Consider the following 21,349-nt stretch of genomic DNA (forward strand, 5'->3'; position numbering starts at 1 on the left):
TCCCGGCCGAAGCCCGGCCGCACCTCGAGCCTGACCCGTCCTCGGCCCGCGCAGGGGTCCGAACGCGACCCGCCCCGTGCGAGGCTGAGCGTGCGGCGGCGTGCCAGTGACCCACCACCGGCATCCGATGAACCTTCGTCGGTCAGGGCTGGATGATCGTGCTGATACGCCAACCGGCCTTCGGTTCGCGCTCGGAGCTGCGTGAGTGTGCCCGGCTGGGTGTTGCTGACCTGCCTGGTGTGCTCGTCATCGTGATCAGCGTCGTCGTCGGGATACCGCTTGGCAGTGTGGTCACGGTGCCGCTGGCATCGATCGCCTGGCCTGCCGTCAAGCGGTCGGTGACTTTGAGGGTGACGCTCGTTGCAGTGCGCCGGGTGACCGCAGTGCTGTCGATCGTGATCCGAAGGCCTTCGACGCGGATGTTCTGTTCGCGGTACTCGGCGAGAAGTGCGCGATCCCTGACCCAGGGCGGACTACCTGGAACGTAGATCCGATCGAGGGCATCGAGATCGAGAGTCCAGAACGCCTTGGCACGTTCGGCGTCGAGTGCTTCCAGCGTTCGTTTCCAGGCAGCTACCTCTGCTGGCGATGTCGCGGATTCTGATGGTGAAGCAGCCGTGGTCCGTGTCGGACCCGGCGATGCCTCAGGACGCGCAGAAGCCGCCGGCACGCCAACTGTCGACCGCACCGGCGGTTCGGTTGCTGGTGCGGTCGGCGGATGCGCAGTCGGCGGAGACTTCGCGGTCGGTCGTATGGAGGTGGTCGAGGTCGCGGTTGGTTCGGATCGGTGGGTGGGCGATGCCGTCGGGGACCCGGCCGTTTGGGGCGACGTGGGCTGCGATTGCGTGCGGGGTGGCTGAGCAGCTGGTGGTGCGTCGATCGTGCGGAGTGTGGCGATTCCGATGGCGAGTACGACGACCGCGCCGAGGGCGACCGCGGCGAGGACGCCGTACGCCGGGTGCAATCGCGTACGGAGCGAAACTTGCGGGAATCGACGCAGTGAGGGTCGCTCGGGTCGGCGGGCCCCGGCTCCCGATAGACCAACCGACGTGGCGCGCGAGGGGCTGCGTGCCTCGGGGCGTAAGCGACTACGGAGACCAACGCGCGCAGGGCTGCGGAGCCCAAGGCGCGAGAGAGCTCGGATCGCGGGGCTTGAACGTCGACTAAACAGAGGGCGTAAATGGCGGCGGGCCCCGGCACGAGAACGACGGCCCGACTCGGTGCGCGGAAGGGTGTGGAACCAGGGGCGTGAGCGTCCGCCGGGCAGAGGGCCCGGTGGTCGGCGGAGCGCGGGAGGCGACAGCGGACTCAGCGTCGGACGCGCCAGTCGGCTCGGCGCAGGCGATCCGGATCGGCTCGGCACGGGTGATCCGGATCGCCTCGGCTCAGGTGATCCGAGGCCGCTCAGCGGAGAGGGTTCGAGGCGGCTCGGCGCAGGGGATTCGAGCTCGCTGGCGGACGACTCGAACCGGCTGGACGCAGGCGGTTCGAATCGGCTCGGGGCAAGCTGTGCGAATCGGCTCGGGCCGGGCGGTTGGCACTGGCTTGTCGCAGACGCCCCGGGCTCGCGTGGTGCAAGGGCTTGGACCCGCCTCGGCGCAGGAGGGTCAAGTGGGTTGGGCGCGGGCGATTCAAGTCGGCTGAGCGCAGAAGGCTCGGCTCCGCCCGGTGCAGAGCGGTCGAGGCAGCTCGGCGCAGACGGTTCGGGTCCGCTCAGCCCAGACGGCTCGGGTCCGCTCAGCCCAGACGGCTCGGGTCCGCTCAGCCCAGACGGCTCGGGTCCGCTCAGCCCAGAGGGTCCGCGTTGGCTGGTGGGTGATTCGGATCGGCTGGACGTGGGCGGTTCGGATTGGGTCGGGGAAGGGGGTTGGCGCTGGCTTGTCGCAGACGCCTCGGGCTCGCCTGGCGCAGGGGTTTGGACCCGGCTCGGCGCCGGAGGTTCACGTGGGGTGGGCGCGGGCGGTTCGAGGCGGCTGAGTGTTGGGGGCAGGCGGCCTGATGCGTGTGGTCGGCGGAGGGTGGGTCCGCGGCGGGTGCGTTTCGTGGGGGCTTTGGCGGATGGTGCGTTGGGTTGGGGGCGGCTTGGTTGGGGTGGTGGTGCCGGGGGTGAGTTGGGCGGCGGTGGAGCGAGCGGTGCGCGGGAGGCGGAGGGTGGATCGTCGTCGTCTGCGGATCCGTCTGACGTCGCCGGCTGATAGCCGACATGCCTGGAGTCATGGGTCGGCTGATCTCCAGAGAGCTCGGTCGCGCTGGGGCTGGTCGTTGCTGGGGCGGGAGACCAGCCGGCAGGGAGGTTTGACGGTGGTGTGAGGGGGTTGGGTGGGGCCAGGTCTATGGGGAGGGCTTGGGTCAGGGCGAGGACGTCGTGGGACAGGGTTTGGATGGGTGGGTTGGTGAAGAAGGCGGCTGGGAAAGGTGTCGGGTCGGCGGCGGCGTGCTGGGCGAGGACGGCGAGTGCTTGTAGGTCGGCGGTGCTGGGGCCTTGGTGCAGGGTGGCGTCGGTGAAGACCGGACGGCCGTCAGCGTCGAACAGGACGTTGTGAGGGTGGATGGCGCCGTGGGTGAGGCCAGAGGTGTGGAACTGGGCCAGAGCGTCGGTGAGCGGGGCGAGGAGGGTGACGAGCTCGCCGTACGTGAGGGGCCCGCGGCGGGTGAGGAGCGCGGCCAGGGTCCCCGCGGCGAGGTGCTGGGTGATCAGGATCCAGCCGGTGTCGGTCTCGCGGTGCTCGAGCAGGCGGGCGATGTGCGGATGCCGGATCCGGGCGAGCATGCTGAGGTCCTCACGGAGCCGCCGCCGGTCGGGGCACGCGCTCAGCGGGATGTGTTTGAGCACGGCGTTGCGGCCGGTGGCGCGGTCCCGGACCTGCCAGACGGTGCCCGACGGTCCGGACCCGAGCTGCCGGCGCAGGCTGTAACCGGTGAGGTCTGCGAGGTCCATGCCCAAGAGGATGCACCGATCGCGACCCCGCCCGTCGAAGTTATCCACAGCCCAGGGCGCAGGCGCTGATCAGGCGGCGCCTACACTCGAAGGCGTGAGGGCTATCAGGTACGTGGAAGCCGGTTTCGGTGCCGACGCGGTGGACTACGAGTCCGCGTGGGCCGAGCAGCGACGACTGCACGGGGAGGTTGCCGAGGGCACCGGCTCGGACACGGTGATCCTGCTCGAGCACCCGCCCGTCTACACCGCCGGCAAGCGCACCGAGCCGCACGAGCGGCCGATGGACGGTACGCCGGTGGTGGATGTCGACCGTGGCGGCAAGATCACCTGGCACGGACCGGGGCAACTGGTCGGGTACCCGATCGTGAAGCTCGCCTCACACGTGTACGTCGTCGACTACGTCCGACGGCTCGAGGAGGCTCTGATCGCCGTCTGCGCCGAGCTCGGCGTGAAGACCGGCCGGGTCAAGGGCCGCAGCGGCGTCTGGGTCGCGGCCGACGACCGCGGCCGCGAGCGGAAGATCGCCGCGATCGGCATCCGGGTCGCGCAGGGCGTCACGATGCACGGCTTCGCGCTCAACTGCAACAACGACCTGGCATGGTTCGACCGGATCGTCCCGTGCGGCATCTCGGACGCCGACGTGACCACCCTGTCCAAAGAGCTCGGGCGCGAGGTCACGATCGCCGAGGTCCTCGAGCCGGTCCGCCGGCACCTCGACGAGCTCCTCGCCTGGAACGAGTACGAGCGCAGCCCGGACATCGACCATCACGAGGAGCCGCCGACCGCGATCACCTACGGGTTGACCGTCTGAGGCTCCAGACCGACCTCCGCGCGCCAGTCGGCGTGCAGAGAGCGCAGCTGTTCCACTACCTCCGGCTGAGCTGACAGTTGGTTGGTCTGCTCGCCGATGTCGTCGGCCAGGTTTGCCAGGAACCAGCCCTCCCCCATGGGCGCATGTTCGTACTCACGCAGGTGCCTGGTGTTGGCGTCGTCCGCGACCCAGCTGAGCTTCCAGTCCCCCGACCGGACTGCCCACTGGAAGCCACAGTCCCAGTGAAGGTTCTCGTGCGCCACGGGCGCGGATCCTGCCAGTACGGGCAGGATGTCGAGGCCGTCCGTGCCCTCAACCGTCGCACCGGCCGCTGCGGCCAGTGTCGGGACCAGGTCCATCGTGCTGACGAGTGCGTCGGTACGGCGTCCGGCCGGCAGGTGGCCGGGCCAGCGCCACAGCATGGGGATGCGGATACCGCCGTCCCAGAGCGTGTACTTCGTACCACGCAGCGGAGCGTTGTCGCCGAAGTTGCAGGTCGATCCGCCGTTGTCGGTCACGTACACGACGATCGTGTCGTCGCCCGCCGTGTCGAGTAGCCGGCCGATCTCTGCGTCCATCAGCTCCAGCTGGGCCAGGTAGTACTCGCGCCCGTGCGGCAAGTTCGGCACGATCACATCGTCGTACCACTCCATGAACGGCCGGTCGGTCTCCGGCGACCAGTCGCGGAAGGGCGGCAGGCCGCGCGCCTCCAGCTCGGAGTCCGGGAGCTGCCAGCAGAAGTTGTGTACGGCGTTGAACGCGACCATGCAGAAGTACGGCCGCTCGTCCTCCGCGCTCATGAACTCCGACGCACGCCGACCGAACTCGGCCGTCAGGAAGCCCTCGTGCTCGACCGGCTCGTCACCGCACAGCAGCGGCTGCACGGCCATGTGGTGCGCGGCGGGCTGACCGTACGACGCGACCGCGTTCTCGGAGTGATGCAGGTAGTTGAGCCGTCCGAACGACTGCCCTGCCAGCCCGTACAGCGTCTCCTCGAAGCCGTGGTGCGGCGGACACGCCCTGTCCCCCACGTCTTCCTTCCCGTAGTGCACCTTGCCGAAGTAGCCGGTCCGGTACCCCTGGTCACGCAGGATCTCGGCCAGCGTCGGTACGTCGGCCGGCGGGAACTCAGCCGAGTCGAACCATTGGCCGCCCCAGCGCTGCTGGTACCGACCGGAGATGATCGACGCCCGCGACGGGCTGCAGATCGGCGCCGTCACGTACGCGTCGGTGCAGGTCACTCCCTCCGCGGCCAATCTGTCCAGCGCCGGCGTACGGACGTCCGGGTGCACGCCGAGGCCGCTGCGATCGGCGTACCCGTGGTCGTCGGAAACGATCAGCAGAATGTTCGGAGCGGGCAACAGCTCATCCTCTCGAGAGACGCGCGGCCTGGTCAGCCTTCGCACGGGCATCGGTCGCATCTGGATCCAGCAGCAATCTCAGCTCAGCATCCAGTCGCTGCACCAGAGCCGTCTCACCGGACAGGTCGTGGAGCTCCAGCGGGTCGTCGTCGACGTTGAACACCTGTGGGTCGAATCACCGGGTGCTCGTCGTCTGCTGTTGCTGGCAGCTCGACGTCGGCCGGGTCGTACAGCGCGCGAAACTCCGGTGGTGCGACCAACGGGAAGTGCGGGTGCAGGTAGCCGACGTACCGCAGGAACGGATCCTCGCTCGGATCACACAGGAACGCCACCGCGGCGTCCGTCGCGACGGGGTGGGCGGCCGCTGTGGTCGAGCCAGAAGTCCAGGTCGTCGGTGAGGCGGCGGTCGAAACCGAGCAACCGGTCCGGTGACGGTCCACGCGCCCAGCCTAGGCAAGCGATTGCCGGGGCGTGTGGGGCAGATGTGTCCGGTGTGACGATCCGGGCGGCGCCGAAGTGTCTGCGCGGCGTGGCGGCCGAACGTGGCTACCTTGGGTTCGTGGCCAAATTTCTTGGGTTTCTGCTCGGGGTAGCTGTCGCTCTGGCCGGTCCGGCGGTGTTCGGGGTGCTCGCGGCGCCGGGCGGTATCGAGCTGAACGCGAAGGAGATGGCGCTCGCCTACGGCATCGGCGCGCTGATCTTCTGGGCCGTGGTGTCGTACTTCTCCGGCGCCGGCGCGCTGGGGGCGTTCGTCGCCTTCGGCACCTTGGTCTACTGCTGGCTGTGGATCCCGAACCGGACCACGAACTTCCTGAACGACGTCCCCGGCGTCACGAACGGGATGATCGAGGGGTCGAAGCAGTACACGCTGAACGGCGTGGTGCCGATCCTCGGGGTGATCTCGCTCGTGTACGCGATCCAGCTGATCGTCCAGGCTGTCCGGCGGCGGCGCCGCGAGCGGGCCGACGCCGAGCGGCTGCAGCGCGAGCAGGAAGCCGCCCAGGAGCAGCAGGAAGCGGACGTCGCCGCTGTGTATCCGGTTGCTGGGGGCACCTATCAGGCGCCGGCGGCGTACGAGAGCCACACGCGGTACGACGACCTGTTCGACGAGCCCGAGCCGGTCCAGCCGCGCAACCAGGCCGACGAGCAGACGCGCCAGTTCCCGGTCGGGCCGGCCGAGGAGGCCGAGCACACCCGGCAGTTCCCGGACGCAGATGCCGACAGCAACTACTCCGCCGACGAGACGGTAGTCGCCCAGGCCCCGGCCGCCGAGGCGGACGAGCCCGCAACTCCTCCGCTCGACGAAACCCAGCCGGTGAGCAGCACTCCCCACGCAGCCGCCCCGGCCCAGCCGACACCGCCGGCCGACGCCCAGCCTCCGGAAGCCAAGCCTGCAGAAGCCAAGCCGGCGGAAGCCAAGCCTGCAGAACCCAAGCCGGTAGCGCAGAGCACGTCCGAGGTGCCGGCGGCCGATCAGGCTGAGGTGGACGGAGGCCGGGCTGTGGAGGAGAAGGCGGAGCGGGCTGTGGCTCCCAAGGAGCAGATGGGGGCTCAGTACCGGGAGCGGATGGAAGACCCGGAAGACACCGGGGAGTTCCACCTCGCGTTCGAAAACCCTGTAGTCAGGCCCGCCTGATCAGGCACCCGAGCGAGCTCAAGCGACGTGCATGCGTTGCTGGTGCTGGTCTCGGCGGGCGTGTTCGGTGATGGCTTCGTCGTAGGCGGCGGTTGCCATCTGGAGTACGTCGCCGGCCATCTGGGCTCGCGGGGAGTCGGTGCTCCAGGCGAGGATCAGCTTGCGGTGGATCGGGTCGCCGGCGAGGGTGCGGGTGGTGACTTCGGGCGACAGCATGCGGTACGAGGTGGGCGAGATCAGCGCGACGCCTTGTCCACTCGTCACGAAGCCCATCAGCACCGATGTGTCGACGGAGTGATGCTCCACGCGCGGCTGGAACCCGGCCGCCTCGCACGCCGCGCGGAACAGGACGTGGAACCCGCTGTCGTCCGGCGGCTCCCCGATCCACTCCTCGTCGCTGAGCGCCGCCAGCTCGATCTCGCCGCGCGTCCGGCACGCGACCGGGTGGTCGGCCGCGATCGCGACGTACGCCGACTCCGACTCGACGACCGTGGTGGCCTCGACGCCGGCCGGCAGCCGCAGCTCGAAGCCGGGGAACTCGCGCAGCAACGCGAAGTCCAGCCGGCCGCTCTCCAGCTGCTGCAGCAGCACGCTGGTCGACCACTCGACCTCGATGCTGACCTGCTCGATCTCGCCGTGCGAGCGGAGCCGGGACGCGATGCCGGACATCGGCGCGGTCGGGAATCCGCCGAGCCGGACGGCCGACGACTCGACTGCGGTCATCGCGGACACCGTCGCCGACAGGTGGTCGACGTCGACCAGGATGGCGCGGGCCCGATCCACGGCGTACCGGCCGAGCGGGGTGGGTGTGACGCCGGTGCGGGAGCGTTCGAACAGCTCACCGCCGAACGCCGCCTCGATCCGCTTCAGCTGCGCGGTCAGGCTCGGCTGGCTGACCTTGAGCCAGCGGGCGGCCCGTCCGACGGACCCCGCTTCGGCCACCAGGACAACCACCCGCAGATGGCGCAGCTCGACGTTCATGCGTTGAGACCGTAGTCGAGGTCTACGCACAGCACACAGCTGCCCAACATTGCGGTTTCGTCACAGCCCGGCCCGGACCTGTAACGCCGGACCGGGCCGCGACGATTAGCTACGAAGTTTTCAGCGTCAGCGCCTCGCGGTAGCCGAGGCGGCGCCCGGTCTGCAGCAGGGTGCGCTCGTACAGCCGTGCGCCCATCCGGACGATCAGCACGGTGGTGGCCAGTAGCAGCGCGATCGCGACCAGCGGCTGCCAGAGCGGGACGTCCTCGGTGAGCATCCGGCCGGGCATCGACATCGACGACGCGATCGGCACGAACGACGCCACCGTCTTGGCCGACGATCCCGCGAACACCGAGAAGAAGAACGGGATCATCAGGATCATCTGGCCCGGCAGCGTGGTCGACCCGAGGTCCTCCTGCCGCGTCGCCAGCGAACCGGCGACCGCCCAGAGCCCGGCCAGCGCCACGAACCCGAGCACGAAGAACACCACGAACCACCCGGCGACCGGTGCGACCACCTCGAGGATGTCGGCCTGGTCGGTGGCCAGCAGGCCGATCAGCGAGACGCCCGCGATCAGCACGATCTGGGACAGCGCGAGCACTGTGTTGCCGAGCACCTTGCCCCACAGCAGCGACCGGATCGGCACCGCGGCGGCGAGGATCTCGACGACGCGGCTCTCCTTCTCCTGGACGACGCTCTGCGCGATCATCATGCCGAAGCCGAGCGCGGTCATGTAGAACACCAGCGCCAGCCCGATGTTCACGAAGTCCGACACCACGTCAGGCAGCGGTCCGGGGGTCAGTAGCTCCAGGGAGACCTTCGTGCCGGCGTGCAGCTCGGCTGGGCTCAGACCCGCCTTCGCGGCGTTCGCTTCGGTTCCGACTGCCGCGGCGGCCTCTCGGAGGGCACCTTCCAGGGTTGAGTCGACGCGGTCCTTGCCGAGGACGACGTACCCGTCGGTGCCCGGCAGCAGCGCGGCCTTCACGTCGCCGTCGATGACGGCCTTCTCGGCGGCCGGGCGGTCGGTGACGCGGATCGCCTCGAAGCCGTCGCCACCCGCGGTGGTCGAGGCCTGCTGAACCACCGTGACGCCCGAATCGTCGATGACCGCGATTTTGTCCGGGCCGCCCTTGCCCGCGAGCACCGCGGGAATCAGCACTGCCGCGATCACGATCAGCAGCATCACCAGGGTCGAGCCGATGAACGTCTTGTCCCGCAGTTTCGTGGTGATCTCGCGCTCGGCGATCAGCACCCAGGGCCTGTCCAACGAGTTCATCGGGTCGCCTCCCGGAAGACGTCGCTGAGCGCCACCCGCTCCGGCCCGAACTCACGAACCGGTCCACGGCGGAGCGCCTCCTGCAGGACCCGCTGCTCCACAGCACCGTCGAGTACGTCGAACAGCGCCGTACCGCCGGCCACGTCACGCACCTTGATCCCCTCCAGGTCACGCAGCCACCCCGCGTCCCCGTCGACGACCAGGCGGTACGTCGACGTGGGCCCGGCCGCCAAGTCGGCAACAGCGCCGGCGGCCACAACCTTTCCCCTGGACAGCACGACGAGGTCGTCACACAGCCGCTCGACCAGGTCCAGCTGGTGGCTGGAGAACAGCACCGGCACCTCCGGCGTGACCTCCTCGCGGAGCAGGTCCACCATCGCGTCGACGGCGAGCGGGTCCAGGCCGCTGAACGGCTCGTCGAGCACCAGCGCGATCGGCTCGTGCACCAGCGCGGCCGCGATCTGCACGCGCTGCTGGTTGCCCAGCGACAGCGTCTCCAGTACATCGGTCGCGCGCTCGGCCAGCCCGAGCCGCCCGAGGATCTTGTCGGTGCGTTCGGCGGCGCGGTCCGCGTCGAGCCCGTGCAGCCGGCCGAAGAACACCAGCTGGTCGCGGATCTTCATCTTCGGGTACAGACCACGTTCCTCGGGCATGTACCCGAAGTCCCGGCGCACCTCCTGGGTCAGCGGTTCGCCCTGCCACCGCACTTGGCCGGCCGTCGCGGCCAGGACGCCGAGGATGATCCGCATCGTGGTCGTCTTCCCGGCCCCGTTGGCCCCGACGAACCCGGTCATCCGTCCCGGTACGACGTCGAAGGTCACGTCGTCCAGCGCCAGATGATCACCGAACCGCCGGGTGAGCCCTTCCACCCTGAGCATGTGTCACCGTTCCCGTTGAGGTTTCGCCGGGCGCTCGCCCGACGCTCTCAAGCTAGTCAGCCGAGGTACGTCGGCACGTCGCCCGTGAGGGTGATGAATCGAGTCATCCGTACGACGGACGAATCATCCGGCCGGATCGTCGCCAGGGGTGACCAGGCCGCACTCATAGGCGAACACGACGGCCTGGACGCGGTCGCGCAGGCCGAGTTTCAGCAGCACGCGGGAGACGTGGGTCTTGACCGTCGCCTCGCCGACGTACAGCTGGGCGGCGATCTCGGTGTTGGTCAGGCCGCGGGCGATCAGCCCGAGCACCTCGCGCTCTCGCTCGGTCAGCTCCGCCAGCAGGTCCGGCCGGTAGACCCGCTCTCCCCCGCCGGTGAACCGCTTGATCACCCGCCGGGTCACCTCCGGCGCCAGCAGCGCGTGGCCGGAGTGCACGACCTGGATGGCCTCGACCAGGTCCTCCGGCGCGGTGGTCTTCAGCAGGAAGCCGCTCGCCCCGGCGCCGAGCGACTCGAACAGGTAGTCGTCGCGGTCGAACGTGGTGAGGATCACGACCTTCCCGGCGTCCTCGGCGACGATCCGCTGGGTCGCGGTGATCCCGTCCGTCCCGGGCATCTGGACGTCCATCAGGACGACGTCGGGCCGCAGCGCCAGCGCCAGCTCGATCGCCTTCTGCCCGTCCGCGGCCTCGCCGACGACCTCGATCTCCGGCTCGACCGACAGGATCATCCGGAAACCGGCGCGGACCAGGTCCTGGTCGTCGACCAGGAGTACCCGCATCGGCTCACTCAACCGCGACTCCAATCAACGGGATCCGGACCCGGACGCGGAATCCTCCCACGGGACGAGGGCCGATCTCACTTTCGCCGCCGAGCAGCCCGACCCGCTCCCGGATCCCGACGTGGCCGAGCCGGCTGCCGACGGGTGCGTGCTTGGGGCGGCCGTCGTCGATCACCTCGAGCTCGACCGCGTCGCCGAGGTAACGCAGTGTGAGATGGGCGCTGCGCGCCGTCGAGTGCTTGCGGACGTTCGAGAGCGCTTCCTGGGCGATCCGGTAGACCGACACCGACACGGTCTTCGGCAGTTCGGCCGGCGCGCCGATCTGGTGGAACCCCACCTCCAGGCCGAGGCTGTTCGCCTCCGCGATCAGCGCCGGCAGCCGGTCCGCGCCGCCCTGCGGCTCCTTGGGGTCCGGCGTACCGACGTCGACGTCCGGGTCCGCCGAGCGGAGCATGCCGAGCAACTGACGCATCTCGTTCACCGCGGTCCGGCTGGACTCCTCGATCACGTTCAGGGCGTTCTTCGCGGCGTCCGGGTCGGTGTCCATCACCCGCCGGGCGCCGCCGGCCTGGATGCCGATACTGCTGATGTGGTGCGCGACCACGTCGTGCAGCTCACGCGAGATCCGCAGCCGCTCGTCGATCACCGCGCGCCGCGAGTTCGCCTCCTGCTGCGCGGCCAGCTCGGTCGCCTGCCGCTCGAGCTCGAACCGCTGCCGGGCGGTCGCCCACGCGGTCCGGCCCCAGAAGTACGCCCCGAAGAAGTAGAGGACGTTCAGCGCGACCGTCAGGATCACGCTGGAGACGTACGGCGAGAACAAGGCGTGGTTCGGCCCGTCGATCGCGTTGTTCCGCAGCGCCGAGACGAAGTTCACCGCCAGCCAGCCGAACATGCCGACGAACACGACCGTGATCGCGGCCTTCATCAGCCGCCGGTCCCGCGCCCACGCGACGGCGGCGTAGATCGCCATGAACATCGTCGCCTGGGTGACCAGGTTGCCCGCGAACGCGAACACGGCGCGCTCGCCGTTCACCACGAACAGCACCGCGACCAGCAGCAGCACCGGGATCGGCCAGCGGCGGCGGAAGCACAGCGGCAACGCGGCGGCCACGCTCAGCACGTACGGCTCCACCCCGCCGATGCCGAGGTCCACGTGCTGCGGCGCCGCGCCGCGGGCGAGTTCGGTGCCGAGCAGACCCGCCAGCGCCATCCCGAGCCCCAGGAGTACGTCGTACCGCTGCTCGCGCGCGGTCGGCACCGGACGTGTCCACATTCTCATCAGCCTACGGGTGGAACGCGCCGGATCCGGGACGCGTACCCTGGAGGGCGTGACCATCGCCCCAGAAGGACGGAAACTGCTCAGGCTCGAGGTGCGCAACGCGGAGACCCCGATCGAGCGCAAACCCGAGTGGATCAAGACCCGCGCCAAGATGGGCCCGGAGTACCAGGCACTGCAGAAGCTCGTGAAGTCCGAGCAGCTGCACACGGTGTGCCAGGAAGCCGGCTGCCCGAACATCTTCGAGTGCTGGGAGGACCGCGAGGCGACCTTCCTGATCGGCGGCGACCAGTGCACCCGGCGCTGTGACTTCTGCCAGATCGACACCGGCAAGCCGGAGGCGCTGGACCGCGACGAGCCGCGCCGCGTGGCCGAGTCGGTGCGCACCATGGGCCTGCGGTACGCGACCGTCACCGGCGTCGCCCGCGACGACCTGGACGACGGCGGCGCCTGGCTGTACGCCGAGACGATCCGCCAGATCCACGAGCTGAACCCGGGCACCGGCGTGGAGATGCTCGCGCCGGACTTCAACGCCGTCCCCGAGCAGCTCGCCGAGGTGTTCTCGTCCCGGCCGGAGGTGTTCGCGCACAACGTCGAGACGGTGCCGCGGATCTTCCGCCGGATCCGCCCCGGGTTCCGCTACGAGCGCTCGCTGGACGTCATCACCCAGGCCCGCGACTACGGGCTGGTCACCAAGTCGAACCTGATCCTCGGCATGGGCGAGACCCGCGACGAGGTCAGCCAGGCGCTGAAGGACCTGCACGCGGCCGGCTGCGAGATCATCACGATCACGCAGTACCTACGACCGTCGGTGCGGCACCACCCGGTCGAGCGCTGGGTGCGGCCCGAGGAGTTCGTGGAGCTGGACGCCGAGGCGCAGGAGATCGGTTTCGCCGGGGTCATGTCCGGTCCGCTGGTACGGTCCTCGTACCGCGCCGGGCGGCTGTACCGCCAGGCCGTTGAGTCACGTATGAACAACCAGGACAGGTAGAGCAGGTAGAGATGGCCAAGAACGACGCGCCCGAAGAGAAGACCAGCCGGCTGAAGCAGATCCGGTCGGCGTACCAGCTGACCAAGAAGTCCGAGCCGCTGGTCGGCCTGGTGCTGGCCGGGATCTTCCTCGGCATCGTCGGGCTCGCCGTGCTCGGCGGGTTCCTGGTCGGGCCGCTGCTGGTGTGGATCCCGCTCGGCGTCGCGCTGGGCTTCCTGGCCGCGACCATCGTCTTCGGTCGCAAGGTCGAGAAGGCGGCGTACAGCCAGATCGAGGGCCAGGCCGGTGCGGCCGCGTCCGCGCTGCAGACGCTGCGCCGCGGCTGGAACGTGGCCCCGGCCGTCGCGGTCACCAAGAACTCCGACATCGTCCACCGGGTCGTCGGCCGGCCGGGCATCATCCTGGTCGGCGAGGGCCAGCCGAGCCGGGTGAAGAACCTGCTCGCGGCCGAGGCCAAGAAGCACAACCGGGTCGCCGGCGGCGCCCCGGTGACGCAGATCGTCGCCGGTCAGGGCGAGGGCGAGATCGACATCCGCAAGCTGACCAAGTACGTCATGAAGCTGCCGGCGGTCCTGCAGCCTTCCGAGATCACCGACCTGCTGCAGCGGCTGAAGGCGCTGGACGCGGTCCGGCCGCAGGTGCCGATGCCCAAGGGCCCGGTGCCGACCAGCCTGAAGGGCGCCCGCCAGGCGATGCGCGGACGGTGACCACAAGGTAACCAAGCTGCATGCTCGGCAGTTGATCTGTTCAGAGATGCGCCGTGGGGAGGCTGGTTGCCCTTAGGGTGCGACCAGGACGGATTACAGGGGAACAGCTGAAATGACGGATCTGATGCCGCGTGCGCAGCGTGCCGTGCACGAGCCGGTGGCCGAGACCTGGCCGACGCTGGCCCGGCCGCGCTCGAATCCGGTCCGTCGGTACGGCGCGGCGACCGCGATCCGGATGATCGCCAGGGACCTGCCGGCCACGATCCACCTGGACAGCAATCGTTCGTACGGTCTGGGCGGCCCGTCGATGCGCGTACACCGGACTGCGGCGTTCCTGGACCGGCTCGGGCAGGACGCCGGCTCCGGGTTCGGCGAGGCGTACCTGGCCGGCGACTGGGACCCGGAGCCGGGCACCGATCTGGCCGATCTGCTCGTCCCGTTCGCCGAGCGGTTCAGCAACGAGGAGACCCGGCACCTGTTGCCGAAGTGGGCGCAGTCCCTGCGTTGGCTGGTCACGAAGTCCCAGCCGGGCGAGCAGGACAACGACCGCGCCGGCGCCCGCGAGAACATCAGCCGGCACTACGACCTCAGCAACGCGATGTTCTCGGAGTTCCTGGATCCTACGCTGACCTACTCGGCGGCGTACTTCCCCGACGCGACAGCCGACCTGGCCACCGCGTCGTACGACGAACTCACCGGCGCGCAACTGCGCAAACTCGACGCGATCCTCGACGCCGCCGGGGTGCGGTCCGGGTCGCGGGTGCTCGACATCGGCTGCGGCTGGGCGAGCCTGGCGATCCGCGCGGCCCAGCGCGGGGCGTGGGTGACGGCGATCACGATCGCGTCGCAGCAGGCGCTGCTCGCACAGCGCCGGGTCGCCGACGCGGGCGTCGGAGACCGGGTACAGGTCGCGCTGCGCGACTACCGCGACCAGATCGGCGAGTTCGACGCCGTGCTGAGCGTGGAGATGATCGAGGCGGTCGGCGAGAAGTACTGGCCGGTGTACTTCGACGCGATCGAGCGGCGGCTCGCGCCCGGCGGCGTCGGTGTCGTCCAGGCGATCGTGATGCCGCACGAGCGGATGCTCGCCACCCGGAACACCTTCACCTGGGTGCAGAAGTACATCTTCCCCGGCGGGCTGATCCCGTCGATCAAGGTGATCGAGGACGTCACCGCCCAGCACACCGGCCTGCGCGCCGAGGTGATCCGGCATCTCGGCGCCGACTACGCGCGCACGCTGCGGATCTGGCGGAACCGGTTCATCGAGCACTGGCCGGCGATCGCGGCGCTCGGCTTCGACGACACGTTCCGGCGGATGTGGGAGTTCTACCTCGCCTACTCCGAGGCCGGGTTCCGGACCGGCTACCTGGACGACGTCCAGCTGCTGCTGACGCGGCGCTAGCGACGTACGACGATCGTCTTCGCGGCGAGGTCGTGCAGACCGCGCCGGTCGCGGTCGAAGACCACCGCGGGGATGACCAGGCAGATCAGCAGCGAGCGGATGATCCCGGCCAGTAGTCCGGGCGGAGCGACGAAGGTCTTCCCGGCGCGGACCGGGCGCACCTGCAGCCCGCAGATCCGGTGGCCGATCGTGCAGCCGAGCAGACCGGTCAGGATCGCGGTCGTCCCGAAGAAGACCGCCGTGTTGATCGAGCCGTAGTTCGGGCCGCCGTCCCAGATCGGGCGGGCGGTGATCACGGACGTGATCAGGGCCGCGATCAGCCAGTCGATGAGCAGCGCGAGCACCCGGCGGCCCCAGGTCGCCGCCGAGGCCGGGCCGTCCTCGGGCAGACCCAGCCGATTGCCCGGGCGGCGATATTCTTCTTTGGGGAATTCTTCGGAGGGCCCAGTTGCGGCCGCCGGGGATGATGCCATGATGTCTAGCCTACGGACACCTCGTGAGAGGTCCCACGCGGGCCGCGATATCTCACGGCGTAACCGCCGTACACCAGTGGGTCAGCGCGGACACGCTGGGCGTAACATCCGCGAAACATCAGGGTCATGACGGAGAAACCGGCGGGCCCTACGTTCAGATGCAATCTCTGAGCCACCCTAGGAGTACGTATGTTTTCCAGCGCTGAGGAGCTGCTCGCCTACGTCAAGAACGAGGGCGTCGAGATCGTCGACGTCCGGTTCTGCGACCTGCCGGGCATCATGCAGCACTTCACCGTCCCGGTGTCGTCCTTCGGGCCCGAGGTCTTCGAGGACGGCCTGGCGTTCGACGGTTCGTCGGTCCGCGGTTTCCAGCAGATCCACGAGTCCGACATGAAGCTGCTGCCGGACCCGACCAGCGCGTACATCGACGAGTTCCGCACCGCGAAGACGCTGGTGATCAACTTCTTCGTGCACGACCCGCTGACCGGCGAGGCGTACAGCCGTGACCCGCGCAACATCGCCCGCAAGGCGCAGGAGTACCTGAAGTCGACCGGGATCGCGGACACCGCGTTCTTCGCGCCGGAGGCCGAGTTCTACGTCTTCGACGACGTCCGGTTCGAGACCAAGTCGAACTCCGCGCACTACTCGATCGACTCGATCGCCGGCGCCTGGAACACCGGCCGGGTCGAGGACGGCGGCAACCGCGGTTACAAGGTCCGCTACAAGGGTGGCTACTTCCCGGTCGCGCCGACCGACCACTTCGGCGAGCTGCGCGACGACATCACGCTGGCGCTCGAGCGGTCCGGCCTGACGGTCGAGCGCGCTCACCACGAGGTCGGCACGGCCGGTCAGGCGGAGATCAACTTCCGCTTCGACGAGCTGCTCAAGGCCGCCGACGACGTGATGAAGTTCAAGTACATCGTCAAGAACACCGCGTGGAAGGCCGGCAAGACCGCGACCTTCATGCCGAAGCCGATCTTCGGTGACAACGGCTCCGGCATGCACTGCCACCAGTCGCTGTGGAGCAACGGCGACCCGCTGTTCTACGACGAGTCCGGGTACGGCGGCCTGTCCGACACCGCCCGCTGGTACATCGGCGGTCTGCTCAAGCACGCCCCGTCGCTGCTGGCCTTCACCAACCCGACGGTGAACTCCTACCACCGCCTGGTGCCGGGCTTCGAGGCGCCGGTCAACCTGGTCTACTCGTCGCGGAACCGCTCGGCCTGCATCCGGATCCCGATCACCGGGTCGAACCCGAAGGCGAAGCGGATCGAGTTCCGCTGCCCCGACCCGTCGGCGAACCCGTACCTGGCCTTCGCGGCCCAGCTGCTGGCCGGCCTGGACGGCATCCGCAACAAGATCGAGCCGGCCGACCCGGTCGACAAGGACCTGTACGAGCTGCCGCCGGAGGAGCACGCGGGCATCGCCCAGGTGCCGACGTCGCTGCCGGCCGTGATCGACGCCCTCGAGGCCGACCACGCCTTCCTGCTCGAGGGCGACGTCTTCACCGAGGACCTGATCGAGACCTGGATCGACCTCAAGCGCGAGAACGAGATCGCCCCGATCCAGCTCCGCCCGCACCCGCACGAGTTCGAGCTGTACTACGACGTCTGAGTTGTAGCTCCCGAGAAGCCCACCCGGTCCGTCCGGGTGGGCTTCTTCGTGTTTCAGGGGTCGTTCTGCGTCGGCGAGTGGGTCCTTGGACTCTGGGGCGACAGGGATCCGGCTTCGTACCGTGGAGGGTCCCGGCGGACGACTGATGAGGGGGTTCGGGACATGTGTCGATGGCTTGCCTACTTGGGAGAACCCCTCAGACCGTCCAGGCTGGTCCTGGACTCGCAACATTCGCTGGTCGCACAGTCGCTCGACTCGCCGTTGGGCGCGGAGACGGTGAACGGTGACGGGTTCGGGTTCGGTTGGTACCCGAGCGATCCGGAGCCGGGTGGCGAGCCAGGGATCTTCCACAGCATCGAGCCCGCGTGGAACGACCAGAACCTGAGGGAGTTGACCCGGGCGGTCGAGTCGTCGCTGTTCTTCAGTCACGTGCGCGCCGCGGCCGGCCCGCCGATCCAGCAGACGAACTGCCATCCGTTCCGGTACGCGAACTGGCTCTTCATGCACAACGGCGTGCTGGCCGACTTCGGTGCGGTCAAGCGCGACCTCACCTTCGCCGTGGATCCGTCGCTGTATCCCGACATCAAAGGCACGACCGACTCCGAGGTGCTCTTCTATCTGGCCTTGACCCTCGGGCTGCAGCAGGAGCCGGTGAGCGCCATGTCGAAGGCGGTGCAGATGGTGGAGTCAGTCGGACACGAGCATGGAGTGACCTTTCCTGTTCAGGGCACTTTCGCCGTGTCGGACGGCAAGACCATCTGGGCGTTTCGCTACTCCTCGCAGCATCGCAGCCGCACGCTCTTCCACTCGGTCGACATCGAGACACTCCAGCAGATGTACCCCGCCGAGGAGCGCCTGCGCTCCTTCGGCCGGCACGCCCACGTCGTGGTGTCGGAGCCGCTCAACGATCTCCCCGGTGCGTTCGCCGAGGTCCCCGAGTCGACCGTCGCGATCCTCGACCAGTCGGGCTACCACCACGAACCGTTCCTTGCCGAGTGACGTCCGGGGCCGCTTCGCGTTCAGGACAAGGTGTCGAGCTCGGTGAGTGCGGCGGCGTCGAGCTGGACGTCCGCGGCGCGCAGGTTGTCCTCGAGGTGGTCGACGGTACGGGTGCCGGGAATCAGCGCGGTGTGCTCGTCGTGCGCGAGGATCCAGGCCAGACACACAGCGGCGGGCGTCGCCCCGAGCCGTGCGGCGACCTTCTGTACGACGGCGTGCTCGGTGGGTGACGGGATGCGGTCGAAGGCCGACACGCTGCGTTCCGGCGTACCACCGGGTGATGTCGTCGCCGCGATGGCCGGTGCCGTGTTCGCCGCGGCGCCGGACCAGCAACGCGAGCAGGCAGAACGACTGCTCAGGCTTCTGGTGGACGGCCTCCGGCCGCGTTAGGCGAAGGACTGGGTGCCGATGACGCGCAGAAGTTCCAGTTTCTCGCGGGCTTCGGTGCCTTCGATGGGGACGAAGGCCCGGATCCGGAGATCGGCTTCGGGCGTGAGGAGGAGTTCGCAGGTGAGGTCGAGAGTGCCGACCTCCGGGTGCAGGATCCGCTTGCTGGCCAGCCTGCAGACGGCGACGCGATGCAGTTCCCAGAGCTCGCGGAACTCGTCGCTGCGTTCGAGGAGCGCGTCGACCAGCTCGGTGACGTCACGGTCGCCGTTGCGGCGGGCGTGAGTGGCGCGGAGGTCGGCGACATGGGCGGCCGAATGGGCGTCCCAGTCCTCCTCGGGGAAGATCCGCCGCGTCTCCGGATCGGTGAACCACGCCCAGGTGAGGTTGCGGCCGGCGGCGCCGCCGAGCACGACGTCGGCCAGATGGTTCTGCCACAGGACCTCTTCGATGTCGGTGGCGATAGCGACCGGGATGTCGGTGAGGCGCCCGACCAGGCCGATGAGGCCGGGGTTGATGTGCCGGCCGGCGCGGCGCAACGGCGGCGTGAGCCCGGCCAGGTGGTACAGGTGGTCGCGCTCGTCCAGGTCGCAGCGCAGCGCGCGGGCCAGGCCGGCCACGATCGGCTCCGACGGGTTGGCGCCGCGGGACTGCTCCAGCCGCGAGTAGTAGTCCGTGGACATCCCGGCCAGCTGCGCGACCTCCTCGCGGCGCAGTCCCGGCGTACGGCGGCGGGCACCCTCCGGGAGGCCGACGTCGGTAGGCCGCAGCACCTCGCGGCGGCGTCGGAGGAAGTCGGCCAGGGCGTCACGATCGATCACACGTTCCATCTTGCGTGATGCCCCGAGCGCTATCCAGGGACAACCTGTCCGTGGATGAAGTGGGCCTTCTCCGCGCCCGGCGGCGGCGCCAAGGTGGAGGCAACCAAGGAGGCTCAACCATGCATTACCGCACGCTCGGCCGGACCGGAATCAAGGTCAGCCCGTACGCCCTCGGCGCCATGATGTTCGGTGCCGTCGGCAACGACGACCGCGACGAGTCGGTCCGGATCATCCACAAGGCGCTCGACGCCGGGATCAACTTCGTCGACACCGCCGACATGTACTCCCACGGCGAGTCCGAGGAGATCGTCGGCGAGGCGCTCAAGGGCCGCCGTCAGCACGTCGTCCTGGCCACCAAGTCGCACCTGCCGATGGGTGACGACCCCAACCAGCGCGGCAACTCGCGGCGGTGGATCATGACCGCGGTCGAGGACTCGCTGCGCCGGCTGCAGACCGACTACATCGACCTGTTCCAGATGCACCGGCCCGATCCGGAGACCGACGTCGAGGAGACGCTGTCCGCGCTGACCGACCTGATCCGCAGCGGGAAGGTCCGCGCGATCGGTACGTCGACCATGCCCGCGAGCGAGATCGTCGAGGCGCAGTGGGTCGCCGAGCGCCGCGGTCTCGAACGGTTCCGCACCGAGCAGCCGCCGTACTCGATCCTGAACCGCGGGATCGAGCGCGAGGTGCTCCCGATGGTGCAGAAGTACGGGATGGGCGCTCTGGTCTGGAGCCCGCTCGCGGGTGGGCAGCTGACCGGACGCGCGCCGTCGGACCTGCGGCGGACGGCGATGTTCCGGCACATGTCCGACCAGCGCCGCCTCGACGCCGTCGAGCAGCTGGTCCCGGTCGCCGACGCCGCCGGGCTCCGGCTCACCCACCTGGCGATGGCGTTCGCGATCGCGCACCCGGCGGTCACGTCCGCGATCATCGGGCCGCGAACGATGGAGCACCTCGAGGATGCGCTGGCCGGAGCCGACGTCGTCCTCGGTGACGACGTGCTGGACCAGATCGACAAGATCGTCCCGCCGGGCACCGACGTCGGCCGCCTCGACATGGACTACAACACTCCCGCGATCCTCGACGCGGGCCTGCGGCGCCGGAACCTCGGCGACCGGCCGGCGGCCTAGCGGTCCAAGGTCCCTGGTCCTGGCACTCCCAGGGACAGCGGGACCTGGTTGCACCGGTGGCGATCGCGGATCCTCGGTGGTGGGACCATTGAAAGGACTGTTGCCATGAGCAAGCTCGCTCTCGTCACCGGAGCCACCTCCGGGATCGGCCGGGCGTTCGCCGAACGTCTCGCGGCCGACGGCTACGACCTGATCGCCGTCGGCCGCAACACCGAACGCCTCGACCAACTCGTCGAGGCCCGGCCGGACGTGAAGATCTCGCCGGTGGCCGCCGACCTCTCGACCCTCGACGGCATCCGGGCGGTCGCCGACCGGGCCGCCGCCGAACCCGTCGACCTGCTGGTGAACAACGCCGGCGTCGCGCACTACATGCCGCTCGCCGACCTGCCCGCGGACAAGGCAGCGGAGCTGGTCATGGTCAAGGTGCTCGCTCCCACTCTGCTGACCCGGGCCGTGGTCGGCGGGATGCAGCAGCGCGGCAGCGGAGCGATCGTCAACGTGGGCGGGATGATCGCGTTCAGCGGACCGGCGCCGAGCACCGTGATGCCGCGGCGCGCCGTGTACGCCGCCGCGCTCGCGGACCTGCTCGCCTTCTCCCAGACGCTGAGCGCGGAGCTGGAAGGCACCGGGGTCACGGTGCAGGCGCTGCTTCCCGGTGTCGTCGCCACCGAGTTCCACACCCGTCAGGGGCTGGACCTCAGCGCGATCCCGCGGATGAGTGCGGAGGACGTCGTCACGGCGAGCCTGCGCGGACTGGAGCTCGGCGAGACGGTCACGGCTCCAGGAGTCGAGGACGTGAGCCTCCTGGAGACCGTGTTCGCCGCGGACCTGGTCGCGTTCGGCGGCCAGAGCCCGCAGCTGGCGACTCGCTACCGAGACTGA

The 21,349-nt window shown here is 69.3% G+C and carries 20 protein-coding genes and 1 pseudogene; 10 read left to right on the top strand and 11 right to left on the bottom strand.

Annotated elements, in window-relative coordinates; translation table 11 throughout:
* Positions 1 to 142: 142 nt before the first annotated feature.
* Both ABZX12_RS00710 and ABZX12_RS00715 read right to left on the bottom strand, forming a co-directional pair.
* Positions 143 to 688 (bottom strand): hypothetical protein, encoded by a 546-nt coding sequence (locus tag ABZX12_RS00710; protein WP_355689751.1) that lies wholly within the window; start codon positions 686 to 688, stop codon positions 143 to 145.
* A gap of 1,860 nt (positions 689 to 2,548) precedes the next feature.
* Positions 2,549 to 2,938 (bottom strand): annotated as a pseudogene (locus ABZX12_RS00715) (protein kinase); the annotation flags it as partial.
* A gap of 94 nt (positions 2,939 to 3,032) precedes the next feature.
* Between ABZX12_RS00715 and lipB the strand changes: the two are divergent.
* Positions 3,033 to 3,749 carry a lipoyl(octanoyl) transferase LipB gene (lipB, locus tag ABZX12_RS00720; protein ID WP_355688553.1) on the top strand — a complete coding sequence of 239 codons (717 nt, stop codon included), beginning with the start codon at positions 3,033 to 3,035 and terminating at the stop codon, positions 3,747 to 3,749.
* On the opposite strand, the gene ABZX12_RS00725 is transcribed toward lipB, so the two are convergent.
* Positions 3,731 to 5,110, bottom strand: a complete 1,380-nt coding sequence (locus tag ABZX12_RS00725) for a sulfatase-like hydrolase/transferase (RefSeq protein ID WP_355688555.1) — start codon at positions 5,108 to 5,110, stop codon at positions 3,731 to 3,733. The genes lipB and ABZX12_RS00725 overlap by 19 nt on opposite strands.
* 559 nt (positions 5,111 to 5,669) lie before the next feature.
* On the opposite strand from ABZX12_RS00725, the gene ABZX12_RS00730 reads away from it, so the two are divergent.
* On the top strand, positions 5,670 to 6,746 hold the full coding sequence (locus tag ABZX12_RS00730; protein ID WP_355688556.1) for a hypothetical protein: 1,077 nt from the start codon (positions 5,670 to 5,672) through the stop codon (positions 6,744 to 6,746).
* 18 nt (positions 6,747 to 6,764) lie between these two features.
* Here ABZX12_RS00730 and ABZX12_RS00735 read toward each other — a convergent pair whose 3' ends face one another.
* The 5 genes from ABZX12_RS00735 to ABZX12_RS00755 all read right to left on the bottom strand — a co-directional run bounded on the left by ABZX12_RS00735 (position 6,765) and on the right by ABZX12_RS00755 (position 11,937).
* Positions 6,765 to 7,727, bottom strand: coding sequence for a LysR family transcriptional regulator (locus ABZX12_RS00735; RefSeq protein ID WP_355688557.1), 963 nt, complete (start codon positions 7,725 to 7,727; stop codon positions 6,765 to 6,767).
* Between the two features lie 109 nt (positions 7,728 to 7,836).
* Entirely contained in the window at positions 7,837 to 9,003 is a 1,167-nt protein-coding gene (locus ABZX12_RS00740; protein ID WP_355688559.1) for an ABC transporter permease, read from the bottom strand.
* Positions 9,000 to 9,881: an ATP-binding cassette domain-containing protein gene (locus ABZX12_RS00745; RefSeq protein WP_355688560.1), complete on the bottom strand. Its 882-nt coding sequence runs from the start codon at positions 9,879 to 9,881 to the stop codon at positions 9,000 to 9,002. The genes ABZX12_RS00740 and ABZX12_RS00745 overlap by 4 nt, the downstream gene beginning before the upstream one ends.
* A 123-nt stretch (positions 9,882 to 10,004) precedes the next feature.
* On the bottom strand, positions 10,005 to 10,664 hold the full coding sequence (locus ABZX12_RS00750) for a response regulator transcription factor (RefSeq protein WP_355688562.1): 660 nt from the start codon (positions 10,662 to 10,664) through the stop codon (positions 10,005 to 10,007).
* Between the two features lie 4 nt (positions 10,665 to 10,668).
* On the bottom strand, positions 10,669 to 11,937 hold the full coding sequence (locus ABZX12_RS00755) for a sensor histidine kinase (RefSeq protein WP_355688564.1): 1,269 nt from the start codon (positions 11,935 to 11,937) through the stop codon (positions 10,669 to 10,671).
* Between the two features lie 55 nt (positions 11,938 to 11,992).
* Here ABZX12_RS00755 and lipA point away from each other — a divergent pair, with 55 nt between their 5' ends.
* From lipA to ABZX12_RS00770, 3 genes are all read left to right on the top strand, one after another.
* Positions 11,993 to 12,931 carry a lipoyl synthase gene (gene lipA, locus ABZX12_RS00760; protein ID WP_355688566.1) on the top strand — a complete coding sequence of 313 codons (939 nt, stop codon included), beginning with the start codon at positions 11,993 to 11,995 and terminating at the stop codon, positions 12,929 to 12,931.
* Between the two features lie 11 nt (positions 12,932 to 12,942).
* Positions 12,943 to 13,638: a DUF4191 domain-containing protein gene (locus tag ABZX12_RS00765; RefSeq protein WP_355688567.1), complete on the top strand. Its 696-nt coding sequence runs from the start codon at positions 12,943 to 12,945 to the stop codon at positions 13,636 to 13,638.
* 112 nt (positions 13,639 to 13,750) lie between these two features.
* On the top strand, positions 13,751 to 15,040 hold the full coding sequence (locus ABZX12_RS00770) for a cyclopropane-fatty-acyl-phospholipid synthase family protein (protein WP_355688568.1): 1,290 nt from the start codon (positions 13,751 to 13,753) through the stop codon (positions 15,038 to 15,040).
* On the opposite strand, the gene ABZX12_RS00775 is transcribed toward ABZX12_RS00770, so the two are convergent.
* Positions 15,037 to 15,513 (bottom strand): RDD family protein, encoded by a 477-nt coding sequence (locus tag ABZX12_RS00775; protein ID WP_355688570.1) that lies wholly within the window; start codon positions 15,511 to 15,513, stop codon positions 15,037 to 15,039. The genes ABZX12_RS00770 and ABZX12_RS00775 overlap by 4 nt on opposite strands.
* Positions 15,514 to 15,702: 189 nt before the next feature.
* Between ABZX12_RS00775 and glnA the strand changes: the two genes are divergently transcribed.
* Positions 15,703 to 17,127, top strand: coding sequence for a type I glutamate--ammonia ligase (gene glnA, locus ABZX12_RS00780; RefSeq protein ID WP_355688572.1), 1,425 nt, complete (start codon positions 15,703 to 15,705; stop codon positions 17,125 to 17,127).
* Positions 17,128 to 17,310: 183 nt separating this feature from the next.
* Entirely contained in the window at positions 17,311 to 18,126 is an 816-nt protein-coding gene (locus ABZX12_RS00785) for a class II glutamine amidotransferase (RefSeq protein WP_355688574.1), read from the top strand.
* 20 nt (positions 18,127 to 18,146) lie between these two features.
* Here ABZX12_RS00785 and ABZX12_RS00790 read toward each other — a convergent pair whose 3' ends face one another.
* Entirely contained in the window at positions 18,147 to 18,380 is a 234-nt protein-coding gene (locus ABZX12_RS00790; RefSeq protein WP_355688576.1) for an aldo/keto reductase, read from the bottom strand.
* On the opposite strand from ABZX12_RS00790, the gene ABZX12_RS00795 reads away from it, so the two are divergent.
* Positions 18,361 to 18,516: a hypothetical protein gene (locus ABZX12_RS00795; RefSeq protein WP_355688578.1), complete on the top strand. Its 156-nt coding sequence runs from the start codon at positions 18,361 to 18,363 to the stop codon at positions 18,514 to 18,516. The two genes, ABZX12_RS00790 and ABZX12_RS00795, sit on opposite strands and share 20 nt — an antisense overlap.
* Here ABZX12_RS00795 and ABZX12_RS00800 read toward each other — a convergent pair.
* Positions 18,513 to 19,334, bottom strand: a complete 822-nt coding sequence (locus tag ABZX12_RS00800) for a helix-turn-helix transcriptional regulator (protein WP_355688580.1) — start codon at positions 19,332 to 19,334, stop codon at positions 18,513 to 18,515. The genes ABZX12_RS00795 and ABZX12_RS00800 overlap by 4 nt on opposite strands.
* Positions 19,335 to 19,453: 119 nt before the next feature.
* Between ABZX12_RS00800 and ABZX12_RS00805 the strand changes: the two genes are divergently transcribed.
* Together ABZX12_RS00805 and ABZX12_RS00810 are read left to right on the top strand one after the other, a co-directional pair.
* Entirely contained in the window at positions 19,454 to 20,467 is a 1,014-nt protein-coding gene (locus ABZX12_RS00805; RefSeq protein ID WP_355688582.1) for an aldo/keto reductase, read from the top strand.
* 105 nt (positions 20,468 to 20,572) lie between these two features.
* Positions 20,573 to 21,349 carry an SDR family NAD(P)-dependent oxidoreductase gene (locus tag ABZX12_RS00810; protein WP_355688584.1) on the top strand — a complete coding sequence of 259 codons (777 nt, stop codon included), beginning with the start codon at positions 20,573 to 20,575 and terminating at the stop codon, positions 21,347 to 21,349.

Origin of the sequence: Kribbella sp. NPDC003505 (assembly GCF_040610875.1) — a bacterium.
In the GTDB taxonomy this organism is placed as follows: domain Bacteria; phylum Actinomycetota; class Actinomycetes; order Propionibacteriales; family Kribbellaceae; genus Kribbella.

Coding starts and splice junctions, on each gene's coding strand:
- ABZX12_RS00765 (WP_355688567.1), top strand. CDS start 12,943: ATGGCCAAGAACGACGCGCCCGAAGAGAAGACCAGCCGGCTGAAGCAG.
- ABZX12_RS00750 (WP_355688562.1), bottom strand. CDS start 10,664: ATGCGGGTACTCCTGGTCGACGACCAGGACCTGGTCCGCGCCGGTTTC.
- ABZX12_RS00745 (WP_355688560.1), bottom strand. CDS start 9,881: ATGCTCAGGGTGGAAGGGCTCACCCGGCGGTTCGGTGATCATCTGGCG.
- glnA (WP_355688572.1), top strand. CDS start 15,703: ATGTTTTCCAGCGCTGAGGAGCTGCTCGCCTACGTCAAGAACGAGGGC.
- ABZX12_RS00740 (WP_355688559.1), bottom strand. CDS start 9,003: ATGAACTCGTTGGACAGGCCCTGGGTGCTGATCGCCGAGCGCGAGATC.
- ABZX12_RS00755 (WP_355688564.1), bottom strand. CDS start 11,937: ATGTGGACACGTCCGGTGCCGACCGCGCGCGAGCAGCGGTACGACGTA.
- ABZX12_RS00795 (WP_355688578.1), top strand. CDS start 18,361: ATGCGGTCGAAGGCCGACACGCTGCGTTCCGGCGTACCACCGGGTGAT.
- ABZX12_RS00810 (WP_355688584.1), top strand. CDS start 20,573: ATGAGCAAGCTCGCTCTCGTCACCGGAGCCACCTCCGGGATCGGCCGG.
- ABZX12_RS00770 (WP_355688568.1), top strand. CDS start 13,751: ATGACGGATCTGATGCCGCGTGCGCAGCGTGCCGTGCACGAGCCGGTG.
- ABZX12_RS00775 (WP_355688570.1), bottom strand. CDS start 15,513: ATGGCATCATCCCCGGCGGCCGCAACTGGGCCCTCCGAAGAATTCCCC.
- ABZX12_RS00805 (WP_355688582.1), top strand. CDS start 19,454: ATGCATTACCGCACGCTCGGCCGGACCGGAATCAAGGTCAGCCCGTAC.
- ABZX12_RS00735 (WP_355688557.1), bottom strand. CDS start 7,727: ATGAACGTCGAGCTGCGCCATCTGCGGGTGGTTGTCCTGGTGGCCGAA.